The sequence below is a fragment of the Miltoncostaea oceani genome, from assembly GCF_018141545.1.
Lineage (GTDB): Bacteria > Actinomycetota > Thermoleophilia > Miltoncostaeales > Miltoncostaeaceae > Miltoncostaea > Miltoncostaea oceani.
On record NZ_CP064356.1, the window covers coordinates 1,334,666 to 1,347,283 of the forward strand.

General features: G+C 75.9%; 10 protein-coding genes. 3 read left to right on the forward strand and 7 right to left on the reverse strand.

Annotation, left to right across the window (positions count from 1 at the left end; all coding sequences use genetic code 11):
* Positions 1 to 4: 4 nt before the first annotated feature.
* Positions 5 to 1,804 carry an ABC transporter ATP-binding protein gene (locus IU369_RS06835; protein WP_343233224.1) on the reverse strand — a complete coding sequence of 600 codons (1,800 nt, stop codon included), beginning with the start codon at positions 1,802 to 1,804 and terminating at the stop codon, positions 5 to 7.
* Between the two features lie 166 nt (positions 1,805 to 1,970).
* Between IU369_RS06835 and IU369_RS06840 the strand changes: the two genes are divergently transcribed.
* From IU369_RS06840 to IU369_RS06850, 3 genes are read left to right on the forward strand one after another with little or no spacing between them, the layout of a single operon-like run.
* Positions 1,971 to 2,489 carry an RNA polymerase sigma factor gene (locus tag IU369_RS06840; RefSeq protein WP_217923823.1) on the forward strand — a complete coding sequence of 173 codons (519 nt, stop codon included), beginning with the start codon at positions 1,971 to 1,973 and terminating at the stop codon, positions 2,487 to 2,489.
* On the forward strand, positions 2,486 to 4,177 hold the full coding sequence (locus tag IU369_RS06845) for a hypothetical protein (protein WP_217923824.1): 1,692 nt from the start codon (positions 2,486 to 2,488) through the stop codon (positions 4,175 to 4,177). Before IU369_RS06840 ends, IU369_RS06845 begins: the two co-directional genes overlap by 4 nt.
* A gap of 46 nt (positions 4,178 to 4,223) precedes the next feature.
* Positions 4,224 to 4,880, forward strand: a complete 657-nt coding sequence (locus IU369_RS06850) for an NADPH-dependent F420 reductase (protein ID WP_217923825.1) — start codon at positions 4,224 to 4,226, stop codon at positions 4,878 to 4,880.
* Positions 4,881 to 4,903: 23 nt separating this feature from the next.
* Here the strand turns inward: IU369_RS06850 and IU369_RS06855 are convergent, their stop codons facing one another.
* From IU369_RS06855 to IU369_RS06880, 6 genes are all read right to left on the reverse strand, one after another.
* A complete protein-coding gene (locus tag IU369_RS06855) occupies positions 4,904 to 6,400 on the reverse strand; it encodes a calcium-binding protein (RefSeq protein WP_217923826.1) in 1,497 nt (498 codons plus the stop codon).
* A gap of 65 nt (positions 6,401 to 6,465) precedes the next feature.
* The gene (locus tag IU369_RS06860; RefSeq protein ID WP_217923827.1) at positions 6,466 to 8,145 is read right to left on the reverse strand and encodes a putative glycoside hydrolase; all 1,680 of its coding nucleotides are present in this window, start codon (positions 8,143 to 8,145) and stop codon (positions 6,466 to 6,468) included.
* Between the two features lie 55 nt (positions 8,146 to 8,200).
* The gene (locus tag IU369_RS06865; protein ID WP_217923828.1) at positions 8,201 to 9,928 is read right to left on the reverse strand and encodes a sensor domain-containing diguanylate cyclase; all 1,728 of its coding nucleotides are present in this window, start codon (positions 9,926 to 9,928) and stop codon (positions 8,201 to 8,203) included.
* Between the two features lie 124 nt (positions 9,929 to 10,052).
* Positions 10,053 to 10,586, reverse strand: a complete 534-nt coding sequence (locus tag IU369_RS06870; RefSeq protein ID WP_217923829.1) for a hypothetical protein — start codon at positions 10,584 to 10,586, stop codon at positions 10,053 to 10,055.
* A gap of 19 nt (positions 10,587 to 10,605) precedes the next feature.
* A complete protein-coding gene (locus IU369_RS06875) occupies positions 10,606 to 10,788 on the reverse strand; it encodes a hypothetical protein (RefSeq protein WP_217923830.1) in 183 nt (60 codons plus the stop codon).
* A gap of 112 nt (positions 10,789 to 10,900) precedes the next feature.
* Positions 10,901 to 12,475 carry a MarR family transcriptional regulator gene (locus IU369_RS06880; protein ID WP_217923831.1) on the reverse strand — a complete coding sequence of 525 codons (1,575 nt, stop codon included), beginning with the start codon at positions 12,473 to 12,475 and terminating at the stop codon, positions 10,901 to 10,903.
* Positions 12,476 to 12,618: the final 143 nt, after the last annotated feature.

Below are 12,618 nucleotides of genomic sequence, written 5' to 3' on the forward strand. Positions count from 1 at the left end.
CCCGTCAGCCGCCCGCGGGTTCCAGCTCGCCCGCCCGGGTGAGGATGGCGGCGTACTGCCCGCCCCGGGCGAGCAGCTCGGCGTGGGTGCCGCGCTCGGAGATCCGCCCGCCGTCGAGCACGACGATCTGGTCGGCGTCGCGGATGGTGGAGAGGCGGTGGGCGATGGCGATGACGGTGCGGCCCTCCGCGAGCCCCTCGAGGGCCTCCTGCACCGCCCGTTCCGTCTCGGTGTCGAGGGCGCTGGTCGCCTCGTCGAGGATGAGGATCGGGGGGTTGCGCAGCACGGTGCGGGCGATGGCGATGCGTTGCTTCTCGCCGCCGGAGAACCGGTACCCGCGTTCGCCGACGACGGTGTCGTAGCCGTCGGGCAGGGCGGAGACGGCCCGGTGGATCTGCGCCGCCATCGCCGCCTGCTCGACCTCCTCGTCGGTGGCGTCGGGCCGGGCGAAGCGGATGTTCTCCCGCACGGTGGCGTGCACGAGGTACGTCTCCTGGGAGACGACGCCGACGGCGTCGGCGAGTGAGGCGAAGGTGACGTCGCGCACGTCGACGCCGTCGATGGTGACGCGCCCGCCCTCGACGTCGTAGAGCCGGGCGACGAGGTAGCCGAGCGTCGTCTTCCCCGACCCCGTCTCCCCGATGACCGCCGTGGTGGTGCCGGGGGGGACCTCGAGGGACACGTGGTCGAGGGTGCGGCGGGTGCCGTCGTACGAGAACGAGACGTCCTCGAAGCGCACCTCCCCGCGGAGCCGGTCGCGGTCGAGGACGACGGCGTCGGGGGCCTCCCGGATGTCGACGGGGAGGTCCTGGTACTCGAAGATCCGGTCGAACAGGGCGAGGGACGTCTGGATGTCGATCTGCACGTTCAGCAGCGACATGATGGGGCGGAACAGGCGCGTCTGGAGCGTCGTGAACGCGACGACGGTGCCGATGGTGACGGGGTCGCCGACCCAGGTCTGGCCGGCGAACCAGTAGACGGCGGCGGGCATGACGGCGAACGCCGTGGTGATGGAGGCCATCGTCCAGCGGCCCGCCATCCGCTGGCGCACCTCGAGCTCGGCGAGGCGCTGCGACTCGGCGTGGAAGCGGTCGGCGAGGGCGCCGGAGCGCCCCATCGTCTTCCCGAGGAGGATCCCCGACACCGAGAGGGACTCCTGGACGATGCTCGACATGTCGGCGATCGTCTCCTGCCGGCTGGTGGTGATCTCCTTGCGTTGCGCGCCGACGCGGCGGGTGAGGATCACGAAGAACGGCAGCAGCCCCAGCGAGAAGACCGCGAGGCGCCAGTCGAGGATGAACATCGCGATGACGCTCGCGATGACCGTCGTCGCGTTGGAGACGATCGACGTGGCGGTTGACGTGACGACGTTCTGCACCCCGCCGATGTCGCTCGCGATCCGCGACTGCACCTCCCCGGTGCGGGTGCGGGTGAAGAACGCGAGGGACATGCGCTGCAGGTGCCGGTACACGGCGGAGCGCAGGTCGTGCATGACCCGCTGGCCGACCTGGTTCGACAGGAGGGTCTGGAACACGCCGAGGATCCCCGTCGCGACGGCGATCCCGATCATCCCGCCGACGAGGATCGTCAGGAGCCGGTCGTCGCGTTCCGGCAGGGCGGTGTCGAGGATCGCCCTCAGCAGGAAGGGCGAGACGATGTCGAGCGCCGCCGCGAGCGCGATCAGCGAGAGGACCGCGACGAGCCGTAGCCGGTAGGGCCGGAACAGGCCGATGACGCGCCGGACGTTGGCCCTCCGCGTGGCGGGGTCGTCGGGGCGCGGCGGCGGGTCGGGCCGGACCCCCATGCCCATCCCCATCCCGCCGCCGTCACCGCGGCCGCGGGTGCTCATCGCCCGGTCACCGACCGTGGATACCACACCGGTCGGCGAGCACGGCGCGCGTCCGCCCCGCGGGGCACGATGTGGCGGGCCCGGGACAAGGAGCGGGGTGGGCGTCGTCAGACCGGGTGAGATGAGCGACGACGACCCCGCCCTCGTGCGCCGCGCCCTGCGTGGCGACGCCGCCGCCGCGGAGGCGCTGTTCACCCGTCACTTCGACGCGGTGTGGCGGGTGGCGTTCGGGATCACCGCGCAGCGGGCCGCCGCCGACGACGTCGCCCAGGCGGCGTTCGAGAAGGCGTTCCGTGCCCTCCCGGCATGGTCGGGGGAGGGGGAGTTCGGTGCGTGGCTGCGCCGCATCGCGGTCAACCAGGGCCTCGACCACCTGCGCCGCGCGCGCCGCCGCCGCGCGCAGGAGGTCGCCCTCGACGACGCGTCGGCCGACTGGGAGGACGCGTCGCCCGACCCGGAGGTCGCCGCCGCGATCCGGATGCTCGACCCGGACCGGCGGACGGTGGTGGTGCTGCACCACTGGTACGGCTACACGTTGGCGGAGGCGGCCGACCTGCTCGGCATCCCCGTGGGGACGGCCCAGTCGCGCCTCGCCCGCGCCATGCGCGACCTGCGGCAGAGGCTGGGGGTGACGACGTGAGCGACCTCGTCCCGCGGATCCGGGGCGCCGCCCCCCACGCCGTGGCGACCGCGGATGCGCGCGACCGGGCCCGGCGGGCGGCGATCGCCGCGATCGACGACGCCCCCCGGCACGCCACCCGGCGCCGCACGATCCGGTTCGCGGTCGCGGCGGCCGGCCTCGCCGCCGCCGCCGCGGTCGCCGCCGTCGCCATCGCGCTGCTGGCACCTGGAGGCGACTACGCGCCACGGCTGCTGCTGCCGGGCGACGACGCCCCCACCGCGCGACCGGAGCGCTCGACGGCGCGGAGCCGACCGGGGGTGACCGCGAACGTCGTCCTCCGTCCCGTGGCCGGTCTCGACATGGACGCGGCGTACGCGGGGTTCGTCCGCGTCGTCCGGGCCCGGGCGGCGCGGCGCGGACACCCCGTCGAGGTCGTCCGGGTGGACCGCGACCGGGCCCTCGTGACGCTCGAGGGGACACGTGAGTCACAGGAGGTCGTCGACGTGGTGACCGGGTCGGCCGTCGCGGCCTACGACCTCGACCGGGTCCTCGTCGGGACCTTCGCCAGCCTGCCGAACGCCCTGCGCCGCGCCCGGGAACTCGCCCCCGACGCCCCCGCCCGGATGGCGTGGCTCGTGCGTCGGGGTGGCGGCGCAGTGCGGGGCCCCGCCCCGCGCGCCGCCGACCTCCCACTCGCGACCGCACCGGCGGGCTCCGAGGTGTTGGAACTCCCCGAGGGGTACGCGGTGCTGCGGCGGCAGTACGTCCGGAACGCCCGCGGCGACGCCGAGCGCCTGCAGCCCGCCGAGTACATGTTGGTGCGGGACACCCCCTCGGTGACGCCCCTCCAGGTGACCGGGGTCGCGGACCAGAGGTCCGACCAGGGATCGCCGGGACGGCCCATCACGGTCACGCTGCGGCTGTCCGCCGACGGTCGTGCGGCATGGGATCGCCTCCTCAGCGACGTGTCGGCGCGGGCCGCCGCGCTCGGGCGGCCACAGCGGATCGTCGTCGCGACGAACGGCGACGTCTGGCAGACCACGACGGCCGACGCCGCCGGCCGCCTCGACACCCGCCCCGGCTCGCCCGCGCTGGAGCTCGGCTCCTTCCTCTCGGGCACCAGCGGCAACGGGCTACGCTCGCCCATCTCGATGTACCTGCCGGACCAGGGGTCCATCCCCGCGGTGGTCTGGGTCAGCGACGTCTACCGTGTCGGTCCGCCGCTCGCCGTTCGCGGCGAGATCGTGCGGCCGCTGCCGGCGATGGTCCGCTCGATGGTCGGGTCCCGCACGCTCGGCCCCGATCGCGGCGACCCGGCGACGGTCCGGCGCGCCCTGCTGGCCGACGGTCCGGACGGGCCGTGGGCGGTGTGGAGCTACCTCACCACCGCCGGCTCCCCGCGCAACGTGTTCACCGGGCCCCGCCGAACCGACGGGTTCGGGTTCACCTGCGTCCCGCAGGGGAGGATCACCAACTGCGGCGGCGGGCCCGGTTTCCAGGTGTACGCCGTCCCCCTCGCCGCACGGAGCATGCGGGTCCTGCTGCCCGGAGGCGCGCGCGACGCCGACGCCGTCGGCAACGGGTGGGCAATCCTCCTCGGCCCTCGCGCCCGCAACCGTGAACCCGGCCCGACGGTCCGGATCGAGGCACGGGACGCGGCGGGGCGGGTCATCGCGCGACTCCGAGAGCGAGCGGCGATCCCCTGACCCGCCTGGGACTACCCGGGGGCGCGGAGCGGCCGGGGGCGTCACGATGGTCGCTTCGGCACCGGAGCGGGAGCGCACCATGCGGATCGGGATCATCGGGTCGGGGAACATCGGCGGCACGTCGGCGGCGCTGCTCGCCCGGGCGGGGCACGACGTCGTCATCGCCAACCGGCGCGGCCCGGAATCCCTCGCCGACCTCGTCGGGTCGATCGGCCCGCGGGCGCGCGCCGGGACGGTGGAGGAGGCCGCCGACACCGACGTCGTGATCGTCGCCGTCCCCCTCTCCGCCCGGGAGGACCTCCCCGCCGACGCCCTGGCGGGGCGCATCGTGATCGACGCGATGAACCACTACCCCGACCGCGACGGCCACATCGACGCGATCGAGACGGGGGAGACGGGGTCGAGCGAGATCGTCGCGGCCCTCCTCCCCGATGCGCGGGTGGTGAAGGCGCTCAACACCATCTGGTACGAGCGCCTCCGCACCGAGGGACGCGCGACCGGCGACCCCGACCGCCTCGCGGTCCCCATCGCCGGCGACGACGCCGACGCCAAGGAGGTCGTCGCCGCGCTCATCGACGACATGGGCTTCGACGCCGTCGACGCCGGCTCGCTGCGCGACGGGCGCCGCCAGCAGCCCGGCGCCCCCGTCTACAACCGCCCACTCACGGCCGACGGCGTGCGCGCCGTGCTCGCCGAGGGCTGACGGGGGCCGGTGCGCCTCGTCCGCTAGGCGCGGAGGACCGCGAAGGCGCGGCGCGGACCGAGGCGGGAGACGCCCCGCTCGACGGTGGTGGCGACGATCCGTCCCCGCGCCGGCCGGCGGAGCGTGAGGGCGACCTTGGCCCGGCGCCCGCGGGCGACGTCGTAGCGCGCACGGGCGAGGAGGCGCGCCGGCGCGGATGCCGCGCGCAGGCTGAGGACGCCGCGGCACCGCACCCGCGCGTCGCGGGGGCACGCCAGCGCGACGACGGCGCGACCCCCGGCGCGGCGTAGTCGCGGCCCCGCGATCCGGGCCGGCGGGCCGTCGTCGATCGCGGAGGCGAGGACCGACTCGCAGCCCACGATCCGCCCGCGGATGATGAGGAGGTTCCCGGGGTCCTGGAGGTCGACGAACGCGGTGTCGGTCCCCGGCCCGCAGTCGATGGTGTCGCGGACGCCGTCCCGTGCGCCGATGACGTCGTTCCCCTCGCCGCCGAGCAGCGTGTCGGACTCCGTGCCGCCCGAGAGCGAGTCGTCGCCGATGCCGCCGTCGAGCGTGTCCGTCCCGCCCCGGCCGTCGAGGTTGTCGCGGCCCCCGCCGCCGGTCAGCCGGTTCGGTGCCTCGGTGCCCACGATGGCGTCCGAGGACCCGCCGCCGATCACGTTCTCCACGCCGGCGGTCACCTCGTCGCCCTCGCTGACCGGGCCGAGGGCCCCGTCCTGCGCGACCCCGTCGCCGATGATCACGCCGACCGGCAGGGCGACCCCCTGGTACGTGACGGTGTCGTTGCCCGGGCCGCCGTCGAGGAGGTCCGGTCCCCCCGTCTGGCCAGCCCCGAGCGGCTGGTCGCCGGCGAGGGTGTCGTCGCCCCCTCCCCCGCGCACGGTGTCGCCGCGGGCTCCCCCCCGGAGCGTCTCCGCCACCGGCCCCCCGAGGAGCTGGTCGGCGCCGTCGCCCCCGGAGACCGTGATCGGGGCGGCGACGAAGCCGGGGGAGGGGAAGAAGCCGGCCGGGCAGCCCTGCACCAGGCCGTACCGGTAGACGTCTGCACCGCCGCCGAGATCCACGGTGAGCGAGCCGCTCGCGTCCGGCGTGCCCAGGCACCGGATGTCGCCCGCGGGCGCCCCGAAGAAGCCGTTCGGGTCGACGTCGCCGATCGCCTGCGAGTCGGCGACCGTCACGCGGTCCGCGCCCGGGCCACCGGTGAACAGGATCGACGACCGGGCGCCGCTGCAGACGACGTCGTTGGCGAGGCCGTTCTCGACGCAGGCGCCGACGTCGCCGTCGGCGATCCGCGCGTCGCCACCCGCGATCTGCCGCACCCGCCAGCCGTCGCGGAAGGAGTCGCGGAACGGCTCGATCATCACCCCGTGCTGGTTCAGGTCGTCCGCGGCAGCGTTCACGGTCACCGTGAGGCGGGTCTGGTCGAGGTTCACGGTCGCGACCCCGAGCGCACCGGCCGGCACGGCCAGGAGCCCCGCGGCGACCGCGGTGCCCAGCCGGATCCGGCGTCCTCGTCTCACCGGGGACGACGATCTCACGGCGCGGGCGGCGGCGGCAAGCGCCGTCCCGTCCGGCCGCGCCGCGCTCAGCCCTTGAGGCAGGCCGCCTGCGTGTACGTCACGTTGGCGTCCCACATGATCCACTCCTCGACGCCCTCGGCGGCGGCGCCGTCGACCTGGGCGCAGACCTCCTTCGGGCCGTAGGGGACGCGCAGCGAGAAGTCCTGCAGCCACGGGACGATGCGGGCCCCGGTCCCCTTCACCTGCTCGTTGAAGGTCCTCACCGACTGCACGATCACCTCACGCGGCTCGGCCTCGGGGTCGGCGATGCCGTAGATGCCGCTGCCCCAGTGGGACGGGTAGATCAGCGGGGCGATGTAGTCGACGTTCCGCGCGATCCGGCGGACGTCCTGCGCGACGTCCTGGGGCCGGAAGGCGGCGATGCCGAACAGCGACGCCCCGAGGAACGTGCCGGTCGGCTCCAGCGCCTCCCGGGCCTCTCCGAGGAACGAGACGATCGACGCCTGGGCGCCGCCCTTCATGCCGGGGAAGCGCATCGTCTCGAGGGGGCCGTCGGGCCGGCGGACGTAGTCGTAGAGGATGTCCTCCACGCCCGCCTGGGCCGCCTCGCGGGCGATGTCGACGTTGTACTTGCGGACCACCGGGTGGGAGAAGTTCGTGAAGCCGCCGTACCCCGCGTACGGCTGGCCGCCCGGCGCCTGGATCACCTGGTCGCGTTCCCCGTTGTCCCACGCCCACCGGGCGTGGACGGGGTCGCGGAAGGCGACGATGCGCCCCATCACGCGGCCGCCGAGGGCGTGGATCTGGGCGACGGCCTCCTCCAGGTCGTACTCGGGCTGCACCGCGCCGATGCGGCGCGCGAACGGCAGCTGCGAGTCGTAGCCGACGATCCCCGACTCGTCCTTCAGGTCGAGCTCGATCGTGTTGATCTGGCCGTTGCGGAGCATGTCGAGCACCGGCTCGCGCAGGAAGTCGGTGTTCCACGAGATCGCCGTCATGTGGACGGCGCGGGTGCCCTCGATCGGCTCGCGGGTGACGAGGGGGATCGACGTGCGGACGCCGCGGGAGTTGCCGGCCCGGTCGACCGCGCGCACGGCGATGACGCCGGCCGGGGGCTCGGGGAACGTCACCGAGAACGTGCCGTCCGCGGCGACCTCGACGGGTGCGTCGTCGACGGTGACCGTCGACGGCTCGCTGACCGTGCCCGACAGCGTCACGGGGGCGCCCCGCACCGCCGGCCGGTTCGGCCCCGTGATCTCGATGGTGGGGCGTGTGTGGTCGATCGTGAACGTCCAGTCGCGCCGCACCGGCCACGGCACGTACGGCTGGTCGATCGTGAAGGAGAGGCGGTGGGTGCCCTCCTCGAGGTCGCGGGGGCGGTATGTGAGCACGCCGTCGGCGACGAAGGCCTCGTCGATCACGTCGCCGCCGTCGTAGTCGAGGGTCGCCGTCTCCATCAGGCTCGGCAGGTCCGACTCGATCCGGAAGCTCAGGTCGTCGGTCGCCGCCTGGCCGAGGAACGCGCCCTGCGGGGGTCCCGTCGTCCCCACCTGCGGCCCGGATCCGCGCAGGGCGAACCCGGAGAGGAAGCCGAACACGAGGGCGCCGAGGCCGATCGCGACGCGGCGGGGCCACACCCGGGGGGGCCGTTGCGGTTCGGCGGGGCGTGCGCGCTCCCCGCGCAGGGGGGGCAGCTCCCGCCGGTTCGCGTCGCGCTCATTCCCGGGCGCACGGTGGGACGGCATCCGGGGGAGGGTACCCGAGGCCCCCCTCCGGGGACAGCGAGCCCGTCCGCGGCGGTCAGGTGGTGGCGGGCTCCACGCGGTCGCGCCCCGCGCTCTTCGCGCGGTAGAGGGCCCGGTCGGCCCGGCGCAGCAGCTCGTCCTCGTCGCCGGCGAGGGCGAGGTCGCAGACCCCGGCGGAGCAGGTGACGCCGCGCGCCCCCTCGACCTCGATCGACGCGATCGACGCGCACGCCCGCTCGACGGCGGGGATCGCGTGGGCCATGTCCACGGCGGGGAGGATCCAGGCGAACTCCTCGCCGCCCATCCGCGCGACGAGCTCGCCGGCCCGGCTGGTGGTCGTCAGCCGCTTGCCGACCTCGGCGAGCACGGCGTCGCCGGTCTGGTGGCCGAGCGTGTCGTTGATCCTCTTGAAGTCGTCCAGGTCGAGGATCGCGAGCGACAGCAGGTGGCCGTGGCGGCGGGCGCGCTCGACCTCGCCGTGCAGGCGCGCGGTGAACGCCCGGCGGTTGGCGAGCCCCGTCAGCGGGTCGGTGTCGGCGAGGCGGTCGAGCTCCTCGCGGGTCTCGGCGTTGGCGACCGCGATCGCGGCCAGCTCGGCGAACGCGGCGAGGCGCCGCTCCTCGGCCGAGCCGAACGCCCCGGCGCGGGCGGAGCCGGCCGTCAGCGCCCCCCACAGGCGTCCCCGGGTCCAGAGGGGCGCGGCGATGCCGCTGCGCAGGCCGGCGTCGACGACCTCGCGCACCACCGGGTCGGCGCCGCGGCCGCGGCGGTAGTCGTCGACCCGGGCGGCGTGCCCGGTGCGGGCGGTGCGCCCCGTCGCGGAGGCGTCGGTGAGGTTCACGACGGCCCCCGGGCCGTCCTGGGCGGGGGGGTGGGAGGCGACGCACGTCGCCTCGGTCTCGCTCTCGAAGCGGTAGACGGCGCTGCCCGTCGCGTTGAGCAGCAGCGCGGCCTCCTGTGCCACGACCCGCCCGATCTCCTCGAGGTCGGCCTCGCGCGCGACGACCGTCGCGACCCGGCGCAGCGCGGCCTGCTCGGCCTCGCGGTTGACCCGGTCGGTGACGTCGGTGCAGACGACGATGACGTGGCCGCTGTCGCGCATGCCGCCGCTCTCGGGCAGCAGGCGGGCGCTGAACCAGCGCGGGCCCTCGGGCGTCGTGAAGCGGAAGTCGATGCTCATGCGCTCGCCGGTCGCGAACACCCCGCGCACGGCCCGCTCCCAGCGCTCGATGAGGTCGTCCTCCATCCCCGCGTCGCGGATGGGGCGTCCCAGCATCAGCCCGGCGGGGCGGCCCGAGGCGCGTTCGAGCGCCTCGTTGACGTACGTCACCCGCATGTCGGCGTCGATCAGCGCGATCGGGTCGGGGGAGTCCTCGACCAGCGCCCGGAACGCGGCGTTGCCGCCGCTGAGGCGCAGCTCGGCGTGCTTGCGCGCCGTGATGTCCGTCGCGAGCACCGTGACGCGGGGGGCGCCGTCGCCGGCGGCGACGTCCGGCACGAGCCGCAGGTGCAGCCAGCGCAGGCCGTCGGGGGTCGGCATCTCGATCTCGAGCTGGCGCTCGTCGCCGCTCGCCACGGCGGCGCGCAGCTCGCGCTCGAGCGGCTCGACCACCTGCGGCGGCAACCCCGTCTCGGTGGGGGTGCGGCCGAGGAGGGCCTCGGCGGGCAGGCCGACCATCGCCAGGGCCGCGTCGCTCGCGCGGACGTGGCGCAGCTCGCCGTCCAGCTCCATGACGATCGCGCCCGATCCGGGCGTCCCTGCCTGCGTGTCCGTGACGCTCACCCGTTCCTCTGCGGGATTCAGGGCCTCTCCACCGCCCTGCTTGGCACACCGGTGGGGCCGGGCGCAAGCGACGTTGGCCGTGGGGACCCGGGATCGGCGATTCCGGCGAATCGCTCCCGCGGGGTCAGAACCGCTCGCGATCGGGGTCGGGGAGGTCCTCGAGCCGGTCGATCTGCTCCATCTGGACCCGTTGGCGGAGGGCGGCGGCGCTGGCGTTGCGGGCCCCGCCGGCGCGCCAGGCGAGCGTCAGCACCCAGTCGCCCAGTGCGACGGGGGCGCGGACGACGACGGAGTAGAGCGCCCACCACAGCGGCCCGAACTCACGTGGCCGCACCTTCGGTCCCTTGGCCTTGGCCGGCTCGAGCAGCAGGTAGGTGCTGCCCGCCTGGCCGCGGATGTCGACGGTCGGCTGGATCGTGCGCGCGGCGGACGCGACGTCCTGGACCACCCCGCGGGTCCATGCGAGCCCCGAGCGGGCGCTGAACACCACGCCGAGGACGACCGCGACGATCCACCACCAGCCGAACAGGTTGATGCCGCCGAGCGTGGCGATCCACGCGATCAGCACGAACGAGGCCACGCCGATCAGGAACGAGCCCCACCGCCACGAGGGATCCTTGCGCTCCGGTCCGAACGGGATGGAGCCCGGGTGGCTCACGTCCGCCGGGCGGCGGCGGTCACGGGCGGACGGCGGAACCGGTCGAGACGGTGACCGATTCCTGCTGGTCGACCTTGAGGCCGCCGCTGTCCGATCGCACGCACCCGACGCCCTTGACGCACAGGGCCCCGGCGATGCCACCGCTCGAGATGAGGATCCCGAAGATCACGACCACGCCGATGATGACGAAGATGGTTTTCATATGTCGACGGCTGTTCGCCCCGGGGCGCGGTTTCCCTCCGCGGCCGCCGTCACGAACTCGCCGGGGTCGCCGGACCCGCTCCGCCCCGGGGGCGGGGCGGGCGGGCGGCGCGTCAGGCGGAGGCGCTCCGGGAGAGGGCGCGGAGGCCGCGGACGAGCGCCTCGCGGTCGGCGGGCTCCATGCGGCCGAGGGCGCCGGCGACGGCGTCGGCGGGCGGGGCGTCGGCGGCCTCGTCGTGCACGCGGCGGCCGCGGCCGGTGAGCACGAGGCGCACGCGGCGGCGGTCGCTCTCGTCGCGTTCGCGGCGGGTGAGGCCGGCGGACTCCAGCCGGGCCGCGATGTCGGCGACGACGGGCCGCGAGACCCCGAGCAGCGTGGCGAGCTCGCCGACGCTGAGGGGCGCGGCCGCCAGGTGGCGCACGACGACCAGCATGCGCGGCGTGATCCCGACGTGGTCGCTCACCCGCACGAGGGGGCGCAGGGCGGAGAGGACCGCCGGGACCAGCTCGGCGACCTCGGCCGACTGCGCGCCGAGGTCGGCGGCCGGCGCCGGGGCGGCGACGGCGGGGGAGGGGTCCACCACGACGGGGGCGGGCTCGGCCAGGACGGGGGCGGGGGGCGGGACCCAGGCGGGCTCCGCCTCCACGAACGGCGCGGGGGCGACGGGGTCCGGCGCCGGCGGCTCCCACGCGGGGGCGGCGTCGGCGACGGGGGAGGCGGGGGCGAGGGCCGGCTCGGGGGGCGGCGCGTTCCACTCCGGCAGGGGCGCGGGCTCCACGATCCCGGCGGGTTCGGGCGCGGCCGGGGCGTCCCACGCGGGCGCCGGGTCGGGCGCGGGGAGCGTCTCCGCCGCCTGGGCGGCGGGGAGGTCGACGGCGGGGGCGTCCGCGGGGGGTGCGTGATCGGCGGGCGCCGGGGGCGGCTCGGGTCGCCAGAGGGGCAGTTCGGCGGCCGGCTCCGGCGGGACCGGCTCCCCGGCGGCGGGGACCGCGTCGGCGTGCGACCACTGCACGGCGGGCGCGTCCGGGGCGGGCGGGGGCGCGTCGGCGCCCGGGTCCCACGCGGGCGGCGCGTCCTCGGCGGCGGGCCAGGCGGGCGTGGCGTCCACGGCGCCGGGGATCCACGCGGGCGGGCCGGAGGGCTCGTCGCCAACGGGGTGCGCCTGCGGGGTGATCGGGTCGACCGGCGTGAGCGCCGGCATCTCCCACGAGTCGCTGGAGCGCGGCGGGGCGTGGGTGGCGGTGGCGGCCGTCTCGGCGTGGGCCACGGGGGCCTCGACCGTCGCGACGGGGGCGGGGGAGGACTCCGGTCCCCCGGTCCAGGTGCCCGCGATCTCGCCCGGGAGGGGCCAGCCCGGCTCGACGATCGTCTCGGCCGGGGCCCAGTCGGTCGGCGCCGGGGTCGCCGGGAAGGGGGAACGGACCGGCTCGGCGGGGGTGAAGGTCTCGACGGCCCCGAAGCCCCCGGAGGCGGGCGGCGCGAAGGGCGCCGGTGACGCGAAGGGGGACGTGACGTGGTCGGCGGCGACCGGCTCGGGCGCCGCGGCGCGACGGCGACGGCCGATGCCGCGACCGGGGCGGGCGGGGGAGGGGGTCGGGTCCGCGTCGCCACCGGCGCGGCGTCGCTTCGAGCGCAGCAGGAACAACGCCAGCGCGGCGGCCAAACCCAGGAGAACGAAGGTGTTCACGACTGCTGCGGATCCTCTCGCCACATGCCCGTGCCCTGCCCCTATCGGTCGCGGCGGGGCGCACTTGACCGACGGTGCGCACGCCCGTTCCCCCGACCGGGCCCCCGTGCGCTCACAAATCGCTTACACACCGGCCGTCACGG